Below are 17,744 nucleotides of genomic sequence, written 5' to 3'. Positions count from 1 at the left end.
CTCGCGTGTCGACAGGAAAAGACCCGTTATAATGAGCCCGATTTTAACCGCAAGCCAAGCGCGCTCCATCCACATCGGGCGCGCCTTTTTATTGGAGAGATTACATGCCGTCGTTCGACGTGGTATCCGAACTGGACAAACACGAACTCACCAACGCGGTCGAGAACGCCGTGAAGGAACTCGATCGTCGTTATGACCTGAAAGGTAAAGGCAGTTTCGAGTTCAAGGAAAAGGACCTGACTGTCAGTCTGACCGCTGAAGCCGGATTCCAGCTGGAAGCGATGATCGAAATCCTCAAGCTGGCCCTGGTCAAGCGCAAGATCGACGTGCAGTGCCTTGAAGTCAAGGATGAGTACGCCTCGGGCAAGCTGATGAAGCAGGACGCCGTGCTCAAGGAAGGCATCGACAAGGAGCTGGCGAAGAAAATCGTCGGCCACATCAAGGACGCCAAACTCAAGGTGCAGGCCGCCATTCAGGGCGAGCAAGTGCGTGTGACCGGCAAGAAGCGTGATGACCTGCAAGAAGCCATCGCGGCCTTGCGTGCCAAGGAATTCGGCATGCCGCTGCAGTTCAACAACTTCCGCGACTAAGCGTTATCCGTTGAAACTGCTGCCACATTTATTTGTGCACATCCCGGGTAGCCGGAAATCAGGAGATAGAACATGGATTTGAATGCTGAAGTAGACCACTTGGTCAAGGCATCCCAAGCGTGGATCCCGATGATCATGGAATACGGCAGCCGCGTGCTGCTGGCAGTGATTACCCTGGGGATCGGCTGGTGGCTGATCAACAAGGTCACGCAAAAACTCGGTGGTTTGCTGGCCCTGCGTAACGCTGACCTGGCACTGCAAGGCTTTATCAGCAGCCTGGCCAACATCATTCTCAAGGTGTTGCTGATCGTCAGCGTGGCCTCGATGATCGGTGTCGAAACCACCTCGTTCGTTGCAGCGATCGGTGCTGCGGGTCTGGCCATCGGTCTGGCGTTGCAGGGCAGCCTGGCGAACTTCGCTGGTGGTGTGCTGATTCTGCTGTTCCGCCCGTTCCGCATCGGTGACTGGATCGAAGCGCAAGGCGTGGCGGGTACGGTCGACAGCATCCAGATCTTCCACACCGTACTGCGTACCGGCGACAACAAAACCGTCATCGTGCCAAACGGCAATCTGTCGAACGGCATCATCACCAACACCAACCGTCAGCCAACCCGCAAGGTTGTGTTCGATGTGGGCGTGGATTACGAAGCCGATCTGCAAAAGGCCCGTCAGGTGCTGCTGGATCTGGCCAAGGATGAGCGTGTTCTGCAAGATCCTGAGCCGCAGGCAGTGATTTCGACACTGGGCGACAGTTCGATCACGGTGTCCCTGCGTGTGTGGGTTAAAACTGCAGACTATTGGGATGTGATGTTCATGTTGAATGAACAGTCCCGCGATCGTTTAAAAGCTGCTGGCATTGATATTCCGTTTCCGCAACGGGTGATTCGCGTAGTTCAGGAAAGCGCTGTTCAGTAACAACATTGATACCTGGCTTTACGGTCAGTTAATTAATGCCAACCCAAGAGGTGTTCGCACTCTTGGGTTTTTTTATGTCGGTGTGAAAGTTTGCTGGCTAATAGATAGCTGGCTAATGTTTTTCAGGTGTACGAAGTTTCTCGCGCATAAAAAAACCGCCCACCTGAATCAGGTGGGCGGTTCTTGTTAGAGCAGTGCTCTACAGTACGTCAGCTGTTCATCCCTATTAGAGGATGTTCAGTGGGTACTCAACGATCAGACGGGTGTCGTTGTTGTCAGACGAGTAGCCGCTGTACGCGCCATTGGAGCGGTACATGGCGTAGCGCAGACGGAACGACAGGTCTTTGGCAGGACCTTCCTGAATCACGTACTTGGATTCGGCGTTCCACTCGTTTTCCTTGCCTTCGCCCAGACCGTTGGTGGTGATGTGGTCACCCATCACGTAACGGGTCATGAAGCTCAGGCCAGGAACGCCGTAGGTTTTCATGTTCAGGTCGTAGCGAGCTTGCCAGGAGCGCTCGTCGCGGCCCACGAAGTCGGAGATCTGGATGGAGTTGGCCACGAAGATGGTGCTGTTGCCGTCAACGCCATAGTAGTAAGCGTTGTCGCCGCTGGAGCGCTGGTGAGCCAGGGTGAACTTGTGAGCACCGATGCTGTAGGCAGCAGCCAGGGACCACAGGTTGTTGTCCACGCCGGTGGTGCCGTCGCCGATGGCATCAACCAGATCGCCACGGCTGTCGCCTTTGGTGTGGTAACCGTTGAAGTCAAAGTTCAGCGACTGCTCGTCGTTGATCGGCAAGGTGTAGTTCAGGTTGACGTAGTACTTCTTGAAGTAGTCGTCAGCGTCGGAGGCGGCCAGTGCACCGGTGAAGTTGTCGGTGAACGAGTAGCTGGCACCGAAGATGTTGATGTTGGTCAGGCCTTTGCCGCCATTACCGTTCTCATCAGGCAGACCGCCGATGCTGTCACGGCCCATACCGGTTTGCTTGCTCAGGGAAGTGAAGCGACCTGCGCTCAGTTCCAGACCTTTGATCTCTTTGGAAGTGATCAGGGTACCGGTAGCGACTTCTGGCAGCATACGGCTGTCGTCAGTGGCGAAAACCGGGCTGGCAACGAATTGCTGGCCGTATTTCAACACGGTGTCGGATACGCGGAATTTGACTGCGCCGCCGATTTTACCCTGGGATTTTTCCGGGTTGCCGTCGCTGTCGTTGGCGAACAGACCGTTACCACGGTGGCCCGAGCCGCCGTCGAGTTTGACTGCGCCCATTGCCATGGCGTCGAGACCGAAGCCTACGGTGCCTTGAGTGAAGCCCGATTCGTAGGACAGCAGTTGGCTGACGCCGGTGTCCTGACGATAGCCGGCAGTGCCGGAAGTGCTGTTGCCTGCACCGTTTTTAAAGTCACGGTTCATGTATTCCATACGAGTCTTCAGTTTCAGACTCTGGTCTTCCAGGAAACCTTTGGCTTCATCCTGAGAAGAGGCCATTGCGAACTGCGAGGTGCCTGCTGCTACAGCCAGGGCGATCATGCTCCACTTCATCACGCGCATCGTGATTTGCTCCTTTGGTTTTTAGAAGAGTACTGCCGTCCCACCTGTTTTATTATCTGGGCGGCTCTTTCTTTTTGTGTCGGCGCAAACTTATATCACGCCGACATTGTTGGCGATACTTGCGAATCTAACCTTTCACCTTCTTTACGACGCTGTCGCAGATGGCTTTGTAGATGTCGCAAATTCACAGTACCGATGCAATCGGACCGACAACTTTCTCGCTGTTTTTCTAGCCTTTTGCATCGCTAAAAAAGAGTCCCTGGCAAAACACTTGAATCTCCATCGGGCAGCCCTGCCACTATTTTTTTCGGGCTTAAGGCTCCCACTTCCCGTGGTGCGCTTATAGTCCATATGAGTACGAATGCAACAAGCGTGCACAAACTGCAATGTCGGTGCGGTTATTTTTCAGAACGCCTGTCGTTACCTGTAAAAACCTCATAAATACGGGGCGCCAAGCCACTTTCTGTCGGGGCTTGACGCGATTGTTCGTATGGTGTTGCTACACCGTAATCGACGCGTGACAACCAAAAACGTTACCGGTTCACCCCGGCAGTGAGTATTCGGCGGATGCCCGACGCACTGAGCGTAGACGCACTGTGCGGTTTTGGTGCAAAAAATTTACGCGCTGTACCGGATTCATACAGATCTGCCTGCGGGCGATCGTGAGCACCTTAGGGTTTTCGGTCATTTCAGTATGGTTCGGGTTCCGTACTGGTGCGGGGTGTCTCAAAATGTCACATGTCGGGGCGCCCGGAGAATGGCAAGGGCACAGTCGTCGTGAAGGCGAGCGCATTCGCAGGTATGCTGCGGTTCTGTCGCTTGGTGCGCTGCCTGTCGGGTGAGCCGCCAAGCTGAATAATGTAGATCAGCCGGGAGTGCGCGCAGTGTTTGCTTTAGATTCACGACTACAACAGGACACGCTGACCATCGGCGACTTTCCGCTCTGCCGACTGTTGCTGTCCAACGACGCCAACTACCCGTGGTTCATCCTGGTGCCACGCCGCAACGATATCAGCGAATTGTTTCAGTTGGATGTCGCCGATCAGCAGCAGTTCTGGCTCGAAACCACCGCGCTGGCCGAGTTGCTTAAAGACTTGTTCGACGCCGACAAAATGAACGTCGCAACGCTGGGTAACGTGGTCAGTCAGATGCACATGCATGTGATCGTGCGCAAACGCGACGATGCAGCGTGGCCGGCGCCGGTCTGGGGCAAGCACCCGGCCAAGCCTTATGACAGCGAGCAGGTGGCGGCCATTCGCGCGCAGTTGCGTGTGGTGCTGACCGAAGATTTCACCTTTGTGGAGGGCTGATTCATGACCCTGGAAGAGCGCGTTAACGATCTGGAAAGCCGTCTGGCGTTTCAGGACGACACTATCCAGACGTTGAACGACATCCTGGTGGCGCAGCAGCGGGTGGTCGAGCGCCTGCAATTGCAAATGGCTGCGTTGCTCAAGCGTCAGGAAGAGATGGTCGGGCAGTTCGAGTCCTTCGAGGATGAGGCGCCTCCGCCACACTATTAATACGGTCTTTTCATCAGGCGTAAAAAAACCGCGAACAGCACGCTGCTCGCGGTTTTTTTTATGCCTTGGATCAGCGACGCGGCAGCGCGGCGATCACGTCCTCGGCTTGCAGGCCTTTGTCCCGGTTCATCACCGAGAACTCCACGCGCTGGCCCTCGACCAGAACGCGATGGCCTTCGCCACGGATCGCGCGAAAGTGCACGAAAATGTCATCACCGGAATCCCGGGAGATAAAGCCGAAGCCTTTGGAGGTGTTGAACCACTTGACGGTGCCAGTATCGCGGTTGGTCATGTCGTAGCTGGTTGGCGTGGCTGCCGGTGAAGATCTATAAAAGCTGACGGCCAGGTGCACGACCACGGCAACCAGGGCAATCACCAGGCTGAACAACACGGCTGGCTGGCCGGCGATGACAGGCATCGGCGCGATCAGGGTCAAGGTTTGCAGGACGACAGTCAGCACCAGAAGAGCGCTGACCAGATTTTGCAGATGCTGGCGCGGGCCTTTGTTCCAGTAAGGAATCACTGGAGCAATGACCAGGTTCAGCAGGCCGAAAAAGGCCAGGTAAAGTGCATCGGGTTGTTGCAGGTAGGGAACGGCTTCGGATTTCAAGCTAGGTATGAACGACAGCAGCAGTGCCGCTGCGCCCATTAGCAGGTGGACGATTTTCAACATTTTGATTGGCTCACGTTATTAACGGCTCACAAGGAAGAGCTGAAGGCGCACGGTTCGCTTCGGAACAAAATAAGAGGCGGTGGACACGGACACAGCATCAGCCTATGCGCAAATCCCCGGAAAATGGGGCATGGCGACACACTGCCTATTTAACAGCAAAGCCTGCAGCTACTCAAATCAGGCCGGCCAGCGGCAGCAAAGTGGTCGATTTGTCGCACTGCGAGCGTCGATTCGAGGCTGCGAGGTATCGACAGCCTTGCTAGAGTGGGGCGGTACCTTGGATGAATCCAAATCGCCGTTAGGGGGTAAACATGGCAATCGATATCGGTATCAGTGAAGAAGACCGCAAGTCCATCGTCGAGGGGCTGTCGCGTCTGCTGTCGGACACCTACGTGCTGTATCTGAAAACCCATAACTTCCACTGGAACGTCACAGGCCCGATGTTCCGCACACTGCACCTGATGTTCGAAGAGCAATACAACGAATTGGCGCTGGCCGTCGATTCGATCGCCGAGCGTATTCGCGCGCTGGGTTTTCCGGCGCCGGGCGCTTACGCCACTTATGCGCGGCTTTCTTCTATCAAGGAGGAGGAGGGCGTGCCAAGCGCCGAGGACATGATCAAGCAACTGGTCGCCGGTCAGGAAGCCGTGACCCGCACCGCGCGCGGCATTTTCCCGCTGCTCGACAAGGTCAGCGATGAGCCAACGGCCGACCTGCTGACCCAGCGCATGCAGGTTCATGAAAAAACCGCGTGGATGTTGCGCGCATTGCTCGAAGCCTGACCCCATTGCGCGGGCATGCCTTGAGGATGCCCGCGCTGTCCGAAGTCTTACTTCTATCGTTGGCTTATCCTACGGGGATGGTCAATTAGTCATCTGGATATAACTTTGCGTCTGCGCTTTTATAGAAGTCACAGGATGTGACTTTGAAAACACGCAGAGATGGCAAAGGAGTGTCACCGATATGATAGAGGGAGACAGGCGAGGCGACAGGATTGTCGGCTTGCAGCATGAATTGAAGTTCGATCCGTTCGTCAACGAATTCGACATGTCATTGGTACAGCCGCTGTCCCGATCCGTGCGTTTGAACGGATACGCGACGTGCCTGCGGCTGGAGCAGGTGTACTGGAACATCCTCGGCGCCATGGCCAAAGACAACTGCTGTTCGATCAGCTCACTGTTATCCCACGTTGACCGTGAGGTGCATCTGCGTCACGGCGGGGTGAAAAATTTCAGTGCGCTGGTACGAGTGGTGTGTGTCATGAACGGGGTCAAAGTCGCTGAACCAGTGAAATCGCTCTGAAACAGCGGTTGCAAAGGAGGTTGCAGCCTGTGCAGTCTTACGGCTGCACAGGCCGCATTTAATGGATATAATCCCGCTCTTTCGCCGCAAAGCCCTGCGCGCGGTGGCAATCTGATCGCCGAGACACCTCCATGCCGATGTACGATTATCAATGTGCTTCCTGTGGTCATCAGTTGGAAGCCATTCAAAAGATCAGCGATGCACCGCTGGTCGACTGCCCTGCCTGCCAGGCGCCAGAGCTCAAGAAACAGCTGTCCATGCCCGGCTTTCGCCTCAGCGGCAGCGGTTGGTACGAAACCGATTTCAAGACCGGAACCAAGAAGAATCTGGCCGGTAGCGACAAATCTGACTAGGGTTCAAGCCCAGGTCGAACGACACGCGTGAGTTTCCACACGTCGCACAATGCTTGAGTGCGACGGGATCTCCACCGAATTTCGAATTACGAGAAGCGAACCACTACCATGATGCGCAGCCACTATTGCGGCCAACTGAACGAAAGCCTGGAAGGTCAGGAAATTACCCTTTGCGGATGGGTTCACCGTCGCCGCGACCACGGCGGGGTGATTTTCCTCGATATCCGTGATCGTGACGGTCTGGCCCAGGTGGTGTTCGATCCGGATCGCGCCGAGAGCTTCGCCGCTGCCGATCGCGTGCGCAGCGAGTACGTCGTGAAGATCACCGGTAAGGTGCGTCTGCGTCCGGCCGGTGCAACCAACGCCAACATGGCGTCGGGCATGATCGAAGTGCTGGGTTACGAACTGGAAGTGCTGAACGAGTCGGAAACCCCGCCGTTCCCGCTCAACGAATACTCCGACGTTGGCGAAGAAACCCGCCTGCGCTATCGCTTCCTCGACCTGCGTCGTCCGGAAATGGCCGAGAAGCTGCGTCTGCGTTCGCGCATGACCACCAGCATCCGTCGCTTCCTCGACGAAAACGGCTTCCTCGACGTTGAAACGCCGATCCTGACCCGTGCTACTCCAGAAGGCGCACGCGACTATCTGGTGCCGAGCCGCACTCACGCCGGTTCGTTCTTCGCGTTGCCGCAATCGCCGCAGCTGTTCAAGCAACTGCTGATGGTGGCCGGCTTCGACCGTTACTACCAGATCGCCAAGTGCTTCCGCGACGAAGACCTGCGTGCCGACCGTCAGCCGGAATTCACCCAGATCGACATCGAGACCAGCTTCCTCGATGAAAAAGAGATCATGGGCCTCACCGAGCAAATGATCCGCAACCTGTTCAAGGAAGTGCTGGGCCTGGAATTCGGCGAATTCCCGCACATGACTTTCGAAGAAGCCATGCGCCGTTACGGTTCCGACAAACCAGACCTGCGTAACCCGCTGGAACTGGTCGACGTTGCCGATCAACTCAAAGAAGTCGATTTCAAGGTCTTCAGTGGCCCGGCCAACGATCCGAAATGCCGTATCGCTGCACTGCGCGTTCCAGGCGGGGCGAGCATGCCGCGCAAGCAGATCGACGACTACACCAAGTTCGTCGGCATCTACGGTGCCAAGGGCCTGGCATACATCAAGGTCAACGAGCGCGCAGCCGGTGTTGAAGGTCTGCAATCGCCGATCGTGAAAAACATCCCGGAAGACAAGCTGAACGTGATCCTCGATCGCGTTGGCGCAGTCGATGGCGACATCGTGTTCTTCGGCGCCGACAAGGCCAAGATCGTCAGCGAAGCCTTGGGCGCACTGCGCATCAAGCTCGGTCACGACTTGAAGCTGTTGACTTGCGAGTGGGCGCCAATGTGGGTCGTCGACTTCCCGATGTTCGAAGAAAACGACGACGGCAGCTTCTCTGCGCTGCACCACCCGTTCACTGCACCGAAGTGCACGCCGCAAGAGCTCGAAGCCAACCCGGCCGCTGCTCTGTCCCGCGCGTACGACATGGTGCTGAACGGTACTGAGCTGGGTGGCGGTTCGATCCGTATCCACCGCAAGGAAATGCAGCAGTCGGTGTTCCGTCTGTTGGGCATCAACGAAGCGGAACAGGAAGAGAAATTCGGCTTCCTGCTCGACGCCCTGAAGTACGGCGCACCACCGCACGGTGGTCTGGCCTTCGGTCTGGATCGTCTGGTCATGCTGATGACCGGCGCCCAGTCGATCCGTGAAGTGATCGCCTTCCCGAAAACCCAGAGCGCTGCCGACGTCATGACGCAAGCACCGGGTGTGGTGGATGCCAAGGCATTGCGCGAATTGCACATTCGTTTGCGCGAAACGCCAAAGGCTGAGTAAGACGGGCCTGAAGGCGCATCTTCGGATGCGCCTTTTTTCTTTCTTATAGATTGAAAGCTGTTCAAGATTTTTTGTTTGCCGGCCGCTGCAAGAGCAGGGCGGGCAACGTTTCAAAGAGAATTCGGAGCGAGTTATGGCGGGTCATTCCAAGTGGGCGAACATCAAGCACCGCAAAGAACGTCAGGATGCCAAGAAAGGCAAAATCTTTACCAAGTGGATTCGTGAGCTGACCGTCGCTGCCCGTCAAGGTGGCGGTGATCCCGGTTCCAACCCGCGTTTGCGTCTGGCGCTGGACAAGGCCCTCGGTGCGAACATGAGCCGCGACATCATTGATCGCGCGGTTGCTCGCGGTGCCGGTGCCGCCGACACCGACGACATGGTCGAGCTGAGTTACGAAGGTTACGGCCCGGGCGGCGTGGCGGTGATGGTCGAGTGCATGACCGACAACCGCAATCGCACCGCAGCAGCCGTGCGCCATGCGTTCAGCAAGTGCGGCGGTAACCTTGGCACCGACGGTTCGGTCGCGTACCTGTTCGAGCGCAAGGGCCAGATCTCCTTCGCCCCGGGCGTCGATGAGGACGCTCTGATCGAAGCGGCGATGGAAGCCGACGCCGATGACGTGGTTACGAACGAAGACGGTTCGATTGACGTGTTCACTTCGTTCGCCGGTTTCTATTCCGTGCGTAACGCCTTGGAAGCCGCCGGTTTCAAAGGTGATGACGCGGAAATCGTCATGCTGCCGACCACCAGCGCCGAACTGGATCTGGAAGGCGCGGAGAAAGTGCTCAAGCTGATCGACATGCTTGAAGACCTGGACGACGTGCAGAACGTTTATTCCAACGCGGATATTCCGGAAGACGTCGCCGCCCAGCTCGGTTGATGCACTACAAAGATCGCAGCCTTGAAAGCTCTCTGTAGGAGCTGACGAAGGCTGCGATCTTTTGATTTTCTGCTGTTTATTTAAAAGATCGCAGCCTGCGGCAGCTCCTACAGTTATCCTCAGGCGAATGCGATCTCTCTTGCAGGCGTTATGACTTTAATTCTTGGTATCGACCCCGGTTCGCGCATCACCGGTTACGGCATTGTTCGCGATACCGGACGTGGCGGCTGCATCTACGTCGCCTCGGGCTGTATCCGCACCGGCGCTGGCGAGCTGCATGAACGACTGCAAATCGTCTATCGCGGCGTGCGTGAAATCATTCAGACCTACGGCCCGGTTACCATGGGCATCGAAAAAGTGTTCATGGCGAAAAACGCCGACTCGGCGCTCAAACTCGGGCAGGCCCGTGGCGCGGCGATTGTTGCCGGTGCCGAAGAAAGCCTGGAAATTGCCGAGTACACAGCAACCCAGGTCAAGCAAGCCGTGGTCGGCACGGGCGCGGCCAATAAAGAGCAGGTGCAGATGATGGTCATGCACATGCTGAAGTTGACCAGCAAACCGCAAATCGATGCTTCGGATGCCCTGGCCATTGCCATTTGCCACGCCCACACGCGTTCCAGTCTGCTGCCGCATGGCCTGGGAGCAGCACGCAGTCGTGGCGGGCGCCTGCGTCTCTGATAGCATCAGCAATCAAATTTTCCGGAATGCGGGTTTCGCGCCTGGGTCGTCGGCCTGAAGCACGCCTTCCGTCAGTCGCCAGCCCACGGCTGGCCAACGCTCAAGGATCTGAAACGTGATTGGACGCTTGCGCGGCACCCTGGCTGAGAAACAGCCGCCGCACCTGATTCTCGATGTAAATGGCCTCGGGTATGAGCTGGAAGTGCCCATGACCACCCTCTACCGACTGCCGCCGGTCGGTGAACCGCTGACCCTGCACACGCACTTGGTCGTACGCGAAGACGCGCAGTTACTCTATGGTTTCGCCGGCAAGCGTGAGCGAGACTTTTTTCGCGAGTTGATCCGTCTCAATGGTGTCGGGCCGAAATTGGCCCTGGCATTGATGTCGAGCCTGGAAGTCGATGAACTGGTGCGCTGCGTGCAGTCGCAGGACACGTCGGCGCTGACCAAGGTGCCGGGTGTTGGCAAGAAAACCGCCGAGCGTTTGCTCGTCGAGCTGAAAGATCGCTTCAAGGCCTGGGAAACCTCGCCGGCCATGTTCGCCCTGGTGCCAAACCAGCCGGACGGCCCGGCGCCGGTCAACACCGCTGAAAACGATGCGGTCAGCGCGCTGATTTCCCTGGGTTACAAGCCGCAGGAAGCGAGCAAGGCAATTTCGGCCATCAAGGACAAGAATTTGAGCAGTGAAGACATGATCCGCCGCGCCCTGAAGGGAATGATTTAAGTGATTGAAGCTGATCGTCTGATCGCCGCTGCGCACATTCCGCGCGAGCGCGAAGAAGTCCAGGATCGGGCCATTCGTCCGGTCAGTCTGGCCGATTATATTGGCCAGCCAACGGTGCGCGAGCAGATGGAACTGTTCATTCAGGCTGCTCGTGGCCGCAGCGAATCCCTTGATCACACGTTGATCTTCGGTCCGCCGGGGCTGGGTAAAACCACGCTGGCCAACATCATCGCCCAGGAAATGGGCGTGTCGATCAAGAGCACCTCGGGCCCGGTCCTGGAGCGTCCGGGTGATCTGGCGGCATTGCTGACCAATCTTGAGCCGCATGACGTGCTGTTCATCGATGAAATCCATCGTCTGTCGCCGATCGTCGAAGAAGTCTTGTACCCGGCGATGGAAGATTTCCAGCTCGACATCATGATCGGTGAAGGGCCGGCAGCACGCTCGATCAAACTCGACCTGCCGCCGTTCACCCTGGTCGGGGCGACTACTCGCGCCGGCATGCTGACCAACCCGTTGCGTGACCGCTTCGGTATCGTCCAGCGTCTTGAGTTCTACAGCACCGCGGATCTGGCGACGATTGTCGGTCGTTCGGCGAATATTCTTGGCCTGCCACTGGACCCGGAGGGCGCCTTTGAAATCGCTCGACGTGCCCGTGGTACGCCGCGAATTGCCAACCGATTGCTGCGCCGCGTGCGCGATTTTGCCGAAGTGCGCGCCAAGGGCCACATCACCAAAGCGGTGGCGGATCTGGCGTTGAATCTGCTGGATGTCGACGAGCATGGTTTCGATCATCAGGACCGACGTCTGCTGTTGACCATGATCGAGAAGTTCGATGGCGGGCCGGTCGGTATCGACAGCCTTGCAGCAGCGATCAGTGAAGAACGCCACACGATTGAAGACGTGCTGGAGCCGTATCTGATTCAGCAGGGCTACATCATGCGCACGCCACGGGGCAGGGTGGTGACGCGGCATGCGTATCTGCATTTCGGTTTAAACATTCCGTCACGAATGGGTGAGACGCCCGTGGTAGACGAGTTTCTCGATGCCGTGGACGATTAATACACATTTGTTGTCGATTTATTCAGGGTTTGTACTGTCAGAGGACGGTACTTTTGCAGTAAAGCCCTGAAACAACGAAAAACAGTTGTCTGGCCGGATTGGCAACATGAGGAGTAAGCACTAGAGTATGCGCGCGCAAAACGGGCTTGAGCCGTTCGCACATCGTTGTCGCGTTTATTACGAGGACACCGATGCGGGCGGCATCGTGTATTACGTTAATTACCTCAAGTTTATGGAACGGGCTCGAACCGAGCGGCTCCGCGAACTGGGCTTTGCCCAATCGCAGCTTGCCGGAGAGGACCTGTTGTTTGTCGTGCATTCCAGCGAAGCGCGTTACCACGCGCCGGCGCGACTGGACGACGAGCTTCTGGTAAGTGCTGAAGTAATCGAATTGAACCGTGCCAGCCTGCGTTTCAAACAGCAGGTCAGGCGGGCAACGGATAATGTGCTGCTCTGTGAAGGGCAGTTTTTGGTGGCCTGTGTGCGCACTAACAGTTTGAAACCCCGGGCCCTTCCCGAAGACTTGCGTGCGGCTTTCGCCGACGCGGTCGGCCCGGGTACACACTCAAAGCAGGAGATAAAGCGTGGAAGCTAACGTCGTCGACCATTCCTCCATGTGGAGCCTGGTCAGCAATGCCAGCATCGTGGTGCAGTTGGTAATGTTGACTCTGGTGGCCGCATCGGTGACCTCATGGATCATGATCTTTCAGCGCAGCAACCTGCTGCGTGCCGGTCGACGCGCCCTGGAGAGCTTCGAAGAGCGCTTCTGGTCGGGTATCGATTTGTCCAAGCTGTACCGTCAGGCCGGTAGCAACCCTGATCCGGATTCGGGCGTCGAGCAAATCTTCCGCGCCGGTTTCAAGGAGTTCTCCCGTCTGCGCCAGCAGCCAGGTGTCGATCCTGAAGCGGTGATGGAAGGCGTGGCCCGTGCCATGCGCGTTGCCATCTCGCGCGAAGAAGAGAAACTGGAGCAGAGCCTGCCGTTTCTCGCCACTGTTGGTTCGGTCAGCCCGTACATCGGTCTGTTCGGTACCGTATGGGGCATCATGAACTCCTTCCGCGGTCTGGCCAGCGCCCAGCAAGCAACCCTGGCCACCGTGGCTCCGGGTATCGCCGAAGCACTGATCGCCACGGCGATCGGCCTGTTCGCGGCAATCCCTGCCGTAATCGCTTACAACCGTTTTGCTGCTCGCAGCGAAACCCTGCTGGGCCGTTACTACACCTTCGCCGATGAATTCCAGGCGATCCTGCACCGCAAAGTGCACACCAGCGAAGAATAAGCAGGTAATTTCCAATGGCTTTAATCGCTCGAGCTCGCAAAAAGCGCAAGCCGGTCGCCGAGATGAACGTGGTGCCATACATCGACGTGATGTTGGTGCTGCTGGTCATTTTCATGGTGACCGCGCCGATGCTCAATCAGGGCGTGAAAGTTGATCTGCCCAAGGTTTCCAGCGAAGCCTTGCCGCAGGACAACAACACTCAGGTCCTGACCATTTCGATCAAGGCTGACAAGACCTATTACTGGAACCTTGGCAGCGAAGTCGACACCGAGAAGCAACAGGACAGGGCCATGACCCTGCCGCAGATGACCAGTGCGGTGACGAAGATCATTTCTGCTGGCAACGATAACGGCAAGCGTACCCAGGTCTTCATCCGCGGCGACAAAACCGTCGACTATGGTTCCGTCATGGGCGCCATGGGCGGGTTGCAGAAAGCCGGGGTCGGTAACGTTGGTTTGATTACCGAGGCCCCCTGATGCAGCCACTGCGAGAGCCGTCTGCCTCGGAAAGCTACTTCTGGCCTAGTGTTCTGGCGATTGTCCTGCACGTGCTGGTATTCGGCATGCTGTTCGTCAGTTTCGCCTTTACACCAGAGCTGCCGCCGGCCAAGCCGATTGTCCAGGCGACCCTGTACCAGCTGAAATCGAAAAGTCAGGCAACCACCCAGACCAATCAGAAGATTGCGGGTGAGGCGAAGAAATCCGCCGCGCGTCAGACTGAAGTCGAGCAGATGGAACAGAAAAAGGTCGAGCAGGAAGCGGTGAAAGCTGCGGAACAAAAGAAAGAAGAAGCGGCTCAAAAGGCCGAGGAAGCCAAGAAGGCCGACGAGTCGAAAAAAGCGGACGAGGCGAAAAAGGCTGATGAAGCCAAAAAAGCCGATGACGCGAAGAAGACCGCCGAAGCCAAGAAGGCAGAAGAGAAACAATTGGCTGATATAGCCAAGAAGAAATCTGAAGAAGAAGCCAAAAAGGCTGCTGAAGAAGAGGCCAAGAAAGCGGCCGCTGAAGAAGCGAAGAAAAAGATCGTCGAAGACGCGAAGAAGAAAGCCGCCGAAGACGCCAAGAAGAAATCTGAAGCTGAAGAGGCGAAGAAGAAAATCGCCGACGAAGCGAAGAAGAAAGCTGCTGCCGATGCTGCGAAGAAGAAAGCGCAGGATGCGGCACGTAAATCTACCGAAGACAAAAAGGCTCAGGCCTTGGCAGATTTGCTTTCCGACACGCCGCAGCGTCAGCAGGCCTTGGCCGATGAGCAGGGCGACGAAGTTGCGGGCAGTTTCGATGACCTGATTCGTGCGCGGGCAGCGGAAGGCTGGGCTCGTCCACCTTCGGCACGCAAAGGCATGACGGTCGTGTTGCAAATCGGCATGTTGCCGGACGGTACGGTGACCTCGGTCAGCGTGGCCAAATCCAGTGGCGATGGTCCGTTCGATGCTTCGGCAGTAGCGGCGGTCAAGAATATTGGACGTTTGACAGAAATGCAGGGAATGAAGCCGAGCGATTTCGCTCCGTATCGTTCATTCAAGATGACATTCACACCTGAGGATCTAGCCTTGTGAGAAACCTTCTTCGAGGAATGCTGGTCGTGATCTGCTGCATGGCAGGGATCGCGATGGCTGATGAAAAGAACATTCTGGTCACCAGCGGCAGCGATCGGGCTACTCCGATCGCTGTTGTACCGTTCGGTTTGCAGGGCGGCGCCGTCCTGCCGGACGACATGGCTGAAATCATTGGTAACGATTTGCGTAACTCGGGCTACTACTCGCCGATTCCAAAGCAAAACATGATCAGCCAGCCAAGCCAGCCGAGCGAAATCATCTTCCGTGACTGGAAGGCGGTCGGTGCTCAATACATGATGGTCGGCAGCATCGCTCCTGCGGGCGGCCGTCTGCAGGTGCAGTGGGCACTGTTCAACGTGGCCACCGAACAGAAAGTGGCTGACGGCAGTGTTTCCGGTACCACCGAGCAGTTGCGCGACATGGCGCACTTCATCGCTGACCAGTCGTTCGAAAAACTCACCGGTATCCAGGGTGCGTTTTCGACGCGTCTGTTGTACGTAACGGCTGAACGCTTCTCCGAGAAGAACACCCGTTACACCCTGCAGCGTTCGGACTACGACGGTGCTCGCGCCGTGACTCTGTTGCAATCGCGCGAGCCGATCCTGTCGCCGCGTTTCGCACCGGATGGCAAGCGCATCGCCTACGTGTCGTTCGAGCAGAAGCGTCCGCGGATCTTCATGCAGAACATCGACACCGGTCGTCGTGAGCAGATCACCAACTTCGAAGGCCTGAACGGCGCACCTGCCTGGTCGCCGAATGGTGATCGTCTGGCGTTCGTGCTGTCGAAAGACGGTAACCCGGATATTTATGTGATGAACCTGGCTTCGCGTCAGATCAATCGTGTAACCGCGGGCCCGGGCATCAACACCGAACCGTACTGGGGTAAGGATGGTTCGACCATCTACTTCACCTCGGACCGTGGCGGCAAGCCACAGATCTACAAAACCAGCGCCAGTGGCGGCGGTGCCGAGCGTGTGACGTTCGTAGGTAACTACAACGCCAACCCGAAACTGTCGGCAGATGAAAAGACGCTGGTGATGATCCATCGCCAGGATGGTTTCACTAATTTCAAGGTGGCAGCCCAGGATTTGCAGCGAGGTAGTGTAAAGATTCTCACTGATAGCACTCTGGACGAGTCGCCTACTGTTGCGCCCAACGGCACCATGGTAATCTACGCCACCCGCCAACAGGGCCGGGGAGTCTTGATGCTCGTGTCCATTAATGGACGCGTTAGGCTCCCGCTTCCTACCGCTCAAGGCGAAGTCAGAGAACCGTCCTGGTCCCCTTACCTGAAGTGAGCGGGCGCTACACGTTTTACTTAACACACTGGGGTTCATTAGGAGTTTCACGATGGAAATGCTGAAGTTTGGTAAATTTGCTGCGCTGGCTCTGGCCATGGCTGTAGCTGTAGGTTGCTCGTCCAAAGGCGGCGACAACGCCGGTGAAGGCGCTGTTGATCCAAACGCTGGTTACGGCGCAAACACTGGTGCCGTTGACGGTTCCCTGAGCGAAGAAGCTGCTCTGCGCGCAATCACCACCTTCTACTTCGAATACGACAGCTCGGACCTGAAGCCAGAAGCCATGCGCGCTCTGGACGTTCACGCCAAAGACCTGAAAGCAAACGGCGCTCGCGTTGTTCTGGAAGGCAACACCGACGAACGTGGTACTCGTGAGTACAACATGGCACTGGGCGAGCGTCGTGCGAAAGCCGTTCAACGCTACCTGGTACTGCAAGGTGTTTCCCCAGCTCAGCTGGAACTGGTTTCCTACGGCGAAGAGCGTCCAGTTGCTACCGGCAACGACGAGCAGTCCTGGGCTCAAAACCGTCGCGTCGAACTGCGTAAGTAATTCGATATGCGAACGTGCCGTCGTGCTGTAACTGTTCTGGCTCTCAGCCTCGCACCGCTTGCGGTGTGGGCTGCGGTTCCTGTGGTCGATGACAACTCCGGTTATAACAATAGCGGGAGCAGTTATCCGCCTGCGGGTTACGGTACGAACGGCGCCTATGCCGGGGGAGCGGCTTCGGCCCCTGCCTCGGCACAAGGCATGCTGTTTAACCAACTGCAACAGATGCAGGATCAGATATCGCGCCAGCAAGGTGTGATTGAAGAACTGCAGAACCAGGTTGCGCGCATGAAGCAAGAATCCCTGGAGCGATACCAGGATCTTGATCGGCGCATAGGATCCGGCGTTGCACCTGCCGCGACTCCTGAGAATTCTTCTGCCGGTGGCGATGCAAGTGCTGCTGCCGGTGCTGCCGCTGGCGCCGGGGCTGCTGCCGCCCAGGCTCCTGCTGCGGGTAGCGAACCGGCTGATCCGGCCAAGGAAAAGCTGTATTACGATGCCGCTTTCGACCTGATCAAAGCCAAGGATTTCGACAAGGCCAGCCAGGCTTTCTCGGCATTCCTGCGCAAATACCCGAACAGCCAATACGCGGGCAACGCCCAGTACTGGTTGGGCGAAGTGAACCTGGCCAAGGGTGATCTGCAAGGTGCAGGTCAGGCTTTCGCCAAGGTTTCGCAGCTGTATCCCAAGCACAACAAAGTGCCGGATTCGCTGTACAAGCTGGCTGATGTAGAGCGCCGCCTCGGTCATACCGACAAGGTAAAAGGCATTCTGCAACAGGTGGTGGCCCAGTATCCGGGTACCTCCGCCGCTCAGTTGGCCCAACGCGATTTGCAGCGCATGTAAGCCTGAGCTTTTCAGGTGTTGCACCCGTTTAGAAGAAACCCGCGCCTGTCGCGGGTTTTTTCGTTAGAATTCACGCCCTTTTTCT

21 protein-coding genes are annotated in these 17,744 nt (G+C 57.0%); 19 read left to right on the top strand and 2 right to left on the bottom strand.

The window, feature by feature from the left end:
• Positions 1 to 104: 104 nt before the first annotated feature.
• Both ACA061_RS20655 and ACA061_RS20650 read left to right on the top strand, forming a co-directional pair.
• Complete coding sequence (locus ACA061_RS20655; RefSeq protein ID WP_042560649.1) at positions 105 to 590, top strand: YajQ family cyclic di-GMP-binding protein; 486 nt, start codon at positions 105 to 107, stop codon at positions 588 to 590.
• A gap of 72 nt (positions 591 to 662) precedes the next feature.
• Positions 663 to 1,505 (top strand): mechanosensitive ion channel family protein, encoded by an 843-nt coding sequence (locus ACA061_RS20650; RefSeq protein WP_210554140.1) that lies wholly within the window; start codon positions 663 to 665, stop codon positions 1,503 to 1,505.
• A gap of 226 nt (positions 1,506 to 1,731) precedes the next feature.
• Here ACA061_RS20650 and ACA061_RS20645 read toward each other — a convergent pair whose 3' ends face one another.
• A complete protein-coding gene (locus tag ACA061_RS20645) occupies positions 1,732 to 3,057 on the bottom strand; it encodes an OprD family porin (protein ID WP_150616159.1) in 1,326 nt (441 codons plus the stop codon).
• Between the two features lie 884 nt (positions 3,058 to 3,941).
• Here ACA061_RS20645 and ACA061_RS20640 point away from each other — a divergent pair.
• Positions 3,942 to 4,367 (top strand): HIT domain-containing protein, encoded by a 426-nt coding sequence (locus ACA061_RS20640; RefSeq protein WP_210700288.1) that lies wholly within the window; start codon positions 3,942 to 3,944, stop codon positions 4,365 to 4,367.
• Between the two features lie 3 nt (positions 4,368 to 4,370).
• Positions 4,371 to 4,577: a SlyX family protein gene (locus tag ACA061_RS20635; RefSeq protein WP_150601649.1), complete on the top strand. Its 207-nt coding sequence runs from the start codon at positions 4,371 to 4,373 to the stop codon at positions 4,575 to 4,577.
• Positions 4,578 to 4,647: 70 nt separating this feature from the next.
• On the opposite strand, the gene ACA061_RS20630 is transcribed toward ACA061_RS20635, so the two are convergent.
• Positions 4,648 to 5,250, bottom strand: coding sequence for a cold-shock protein (locus ACA061_RS20630; RefSeq protein ID WP_150601648.1), 603 nt, complete (start codon positions 5,248 to 5,250; stop codon positions 4,648 to 4,650).
• A gap of 311 nt (positions 5,251 to 5,561) precedes the next feature.
• Between ACA061_RS20630 and ACA061_RS20625 the strand changes: the two genes are divergently transcribed.
• The 15 genes from ACA061_RS20625 to ybgF all read left to right on the top strand — a co-directional run bounded on the left by ACA061_RS20625 (position 5,562) and on the right by ybgF (position 17,659).
• Positions 5,562 to 6,032 (top strand): Dps family protein, encoded by a 471-nt coding sequence (locus ACA061_RS20625; RefSeq protein WP_042560644.1) that lies wholly within the window; start codon positions 5,562 to 5,564, stop codon positions 6,030 to 6,032.
• A 181-nt stretch (positions 6,033 to 6,213) separates the two neighbouring features.
• Complete coding sequence (locus ACA061_RS20620) at positions 6,214 to 6,552, top strand: ribbon-helix-helix domain-containing protein (RefSeq protein WP_150601647.1); 339 nt, start codon at positions 6,214 to 6,216, stop codon at positions 6,550 to 6,552.
• 131 nt (positions 6,553 to 6,683) lie between these two features.
• Complete coding sequence (locus tag ACA061_RS20615) at positions 6,684 to 6,905, top strand: FmdB family zinc ribbon protein (protein WP_042560642.1); 222 nt, start codon at positions 6,684 to 6,686, stop codon at positions 6,903 to 6,905.
• Positions 6,906 to 7,013: 108 nt separating this feature from the next.
• On the top strand, positions 7,014 to 8,789 hold the full coding sequence (gene aspS, locus ACA061_RS20610; RefSeq protein WP_150592862.1) for an aspartate--tRNA ligase: 1,776 nt from the start codon (positions 7,014 to 7,016) through the stop codon (positions 8,787 to 8,789).
• A 133-nt stretch (positions 8,790 to 8,922) separates the two neighbouring features.
• On the top strand, positions 8,923 to 9,669 hold the full coding sequence (locus ACA061_RS20605; protein WP_150598218.1) for a YebC/PmpR family DNA-binding transcriptional regulator: 747 nt from the start codon (positions 8,923 to 8,925) through the stop codon (positions 9,667 to 9,669).
• Positions 9,670 to 9,819: 150 nt separating this feature from the next.
• Positions 9,820 to 10,347: a crossover junction endodeoxyribonuclease RuvC gene (gene ruvC, locus ACA061_RS20600; protein ID WP_007912737.1), complete on the top strand. Its 528-nt coding sequence runs from the start codon at positions 9,820 to 9,822 to the stop codon at positions 10,345 to 10,347.
• A gap of 115 nt (positions 10,348 to 10,462) precedes the next feature.
• Complete coding sequence (gene ruvA, locus ACA061_RS20595) at positions 10,463 to 11,071, top strand: Holliday junction branch migration protein RuvA (protein WP_042560639.1); 609 nt, start codon at positions 10,463 to 10,465, stop codon at positions 11,069 to 11,071.
• Positions 11,072 to 12,133, top strand: a complete 1,062-nt coding sequence (gene ruvB, locus ACA061_RS20590; RefSeq protein ID WP_150592864.1) for a Holliday junction branch migration DNA helicase RuvB — start codon at positions 11,072 to 11,074, stop codon at positions 12,131 to 12,133.
• Positions 12,134 to 12,260: 127 nt separating this feature from the next.
• Positions 12,261 to 12,728, top strand: coding sequence for a tol-pal system-associated acyl-CoA thioesterase (ybgC, locus tag ACA061_RS20585; RefSeq protein WP_064119107.1), 468 nt, complete (start codon positions 12,261 to 12,263; stop codon positions 12,726 to 12,728).
• On the top strand, positions 12,718 to 13,413 hold the full coding sequence (gene tolQ, locus ACA061_RS20580) for a protein TolQ (protein ID WP_008080223.1): 696 nt from the start codon (positions 12,718 to 12,720) through the stop codon (positions 13,411 to 13,413). Before ybgC ends, tolQ begins: the two co-directional genes overlap by 11 nt.
• Positions 13,414 to 13,436: 23 nt before the next feature.
• Positions 13,437 to 13,889, top strand: coding sequence for a protein TolR (gene tolR, locus ACA061_RS20575; RefSeq protein ID WP_210554173.1), 453 nt, complete (start codon positions 13,437 to 13,439; stop codon positions 13,887 to 13,889).
• The gene (tolA, locus tag ACA061_RS20570) at positions 13,889 to 14,968 is read left to right on the top strand and encodes a cell envelope integrity protein TolA (RefSeq protein WP_150616154.1); all 1,080 of its coding nucleotides are present in this window, start codon (positions 13,889 to 13,891) and stop codon (positions 14,966 to 14,968) included. The genes tolR and tolA overlap by 1 nt, the downstream gene beginning before the upstream one ends.
• A gap of 17 nt (positions 14,969 to 14,985) precedes the next feature.
• The gene (gene tolB, locus ACA061_RS20565; protein WP_210554172.1) at positions 14,986 to 16,266 is read left to right on the top strand and encodes a Tol-Pal system beta propeller repeat protein TolB; all 1,281 of its coding nucleotides are present in this window, start codon (positions 14,986 to 14,988) and stop codon (positions 16,264 to 16,266) included.
• 52 nt (positions 16,267 to 16,318) lie between these two features.
• Positions 16,319 to 16,816: a peptidoglycan-associated lipoprotein Pal gene (gene pal / locus ACA061_RS20560; protein ID WP_003178634.1), complete on the top strand. Its 498-nt coding sequence runs from the start codon at positions 16,319 to 16,321 to the stop codon at positions 16,814 to 16,816.
• Positions 16,817 to 16,822: 6 nt separating this feature from the next.
• Complete coding sequence (gene ybgF, locus ACA061_RS20555) at positions 16,823 to 17,659, top strand: tol-pal system protein YbgF (protein ID WP_047302758.1); 837 nt, start codon at positions 16,823 to 16,825, stop codon at positions 17,657 to 17,659.
• Positions 17,660 to 17,744 lie beyond the last annotated feature (85 nt).

It is taken from the genome of Pseudomonas sp. LBUM1668 (assembly GCF_059695715.1).
The sequence above is the reverse complement of the archived record's forward strand: the minus strand, read 5'-3'. Positions and strand labels throughout refer to the sequence as shown.

Coding starts and splice junctions, on each gene's coding strand:
- ACA061_RS20655 (WP_042560649.1), top strand. CDS start 105: ATGCCGTCGTTCGACGTGGTATCCGAACTGGACAAACACGAACTCACC.
- ACA061_RS20650 (WP_210554140.1), top strand. CDS start 663: ATGGATTTGAATGCTGAAGTAGACCACTTGGTCAAGGCATCCCAAGCG.
- ACA061_RS20645 (WP_150616159.1), bottom strand. CDS start 3,057: ATGCGCGTGATGAAGTGGAGCATGATCGCCCTGGCTGTAGCAGCAGGC.
- ACA061_RS20635 (WP_150601649.1), top strand. CDS start 4,371: ATGACCCTGGAAGAGCGCGTTAACGATCTGGAAAGCCGTCTGGCGTTT.
- ACA061_RS20630 (WP_150601648.1), bottom strand. CDS start 5,250: ATGTTGAAAATCGTCCACCTGCTAATGGGCGCAGCGGCACTGCTGCTG.
- ACA061_RS20625 (WP_042560644.1), top strand. CDS start 5,562: ATGGCAATCGATATCGGTATCAGTGAAGAAGACCGCAAGTCCATCGTC.
- ACA061_RS20620 (WP_150601647.1), top strand. CDS start 6,214: ATGATAGAGGGAGACAGGCGAGGCGACAGGATTGTCGGCTTGCAGCAT.
- ACA061_RS20615 (WP_042560642.1), top strand. CDS start 6,684: ATGCCGATGTACGATTATCAATGTGCTTCCTGTGGTCATCAGTTGGAA.
- aspS (WP_150592862.1), top strand. CDS start 7,014: ATGATGCGCAGCCACTATTGCGGCCAACTGAACGAAAGCCTGGAAGGT.
- ACA061_RS20605 (WP_150598218.1), top strand. CDS start 8,923: ATGGCGGGTCATTCCAAGTGGGCGAACATCAAGCACCGCAAAGAACGT.
- ruvC (WP_007912737.1), top strand. CDS start 9,820: ATGACTTTAATTCTTGGTATCGACCCCGGTTCGCGCATCACCGGTTAC.
- ybgC (WP_064119107.1), top strand. CDS start 12,261: ATGCGCGCGCAAAACGGGCTTGAGCCGTTCGCACATCGTTGTCGCGTT.
- tolA (WP_150616154.1), top strand. CDS start 13,889: ATGCAGCCACTGCGAGAGCCGTCTGCCTCGGAAAGCTACTTCTGGCCT.
- tolB (WP_210554172.1), top strand. CDS start 14,986: ATGCTGGTCGTGATCTGCTGCATGGCAGGGATCGCGATGGCTGATGAA.
- pal (WP_003178634.1), top strand. CDS start 16,319: ATGGAAATGCTGAAGTTTGGTAAATTTGCTGCGCTGGCTCTGGCCATG.
- ybgF (WP_047302758.1), top strand. CDS start 16,823: ATGCGAACGTGCCGTCGTGCTGTAACTGTTCTGGCTCTCAGCCTCGCA.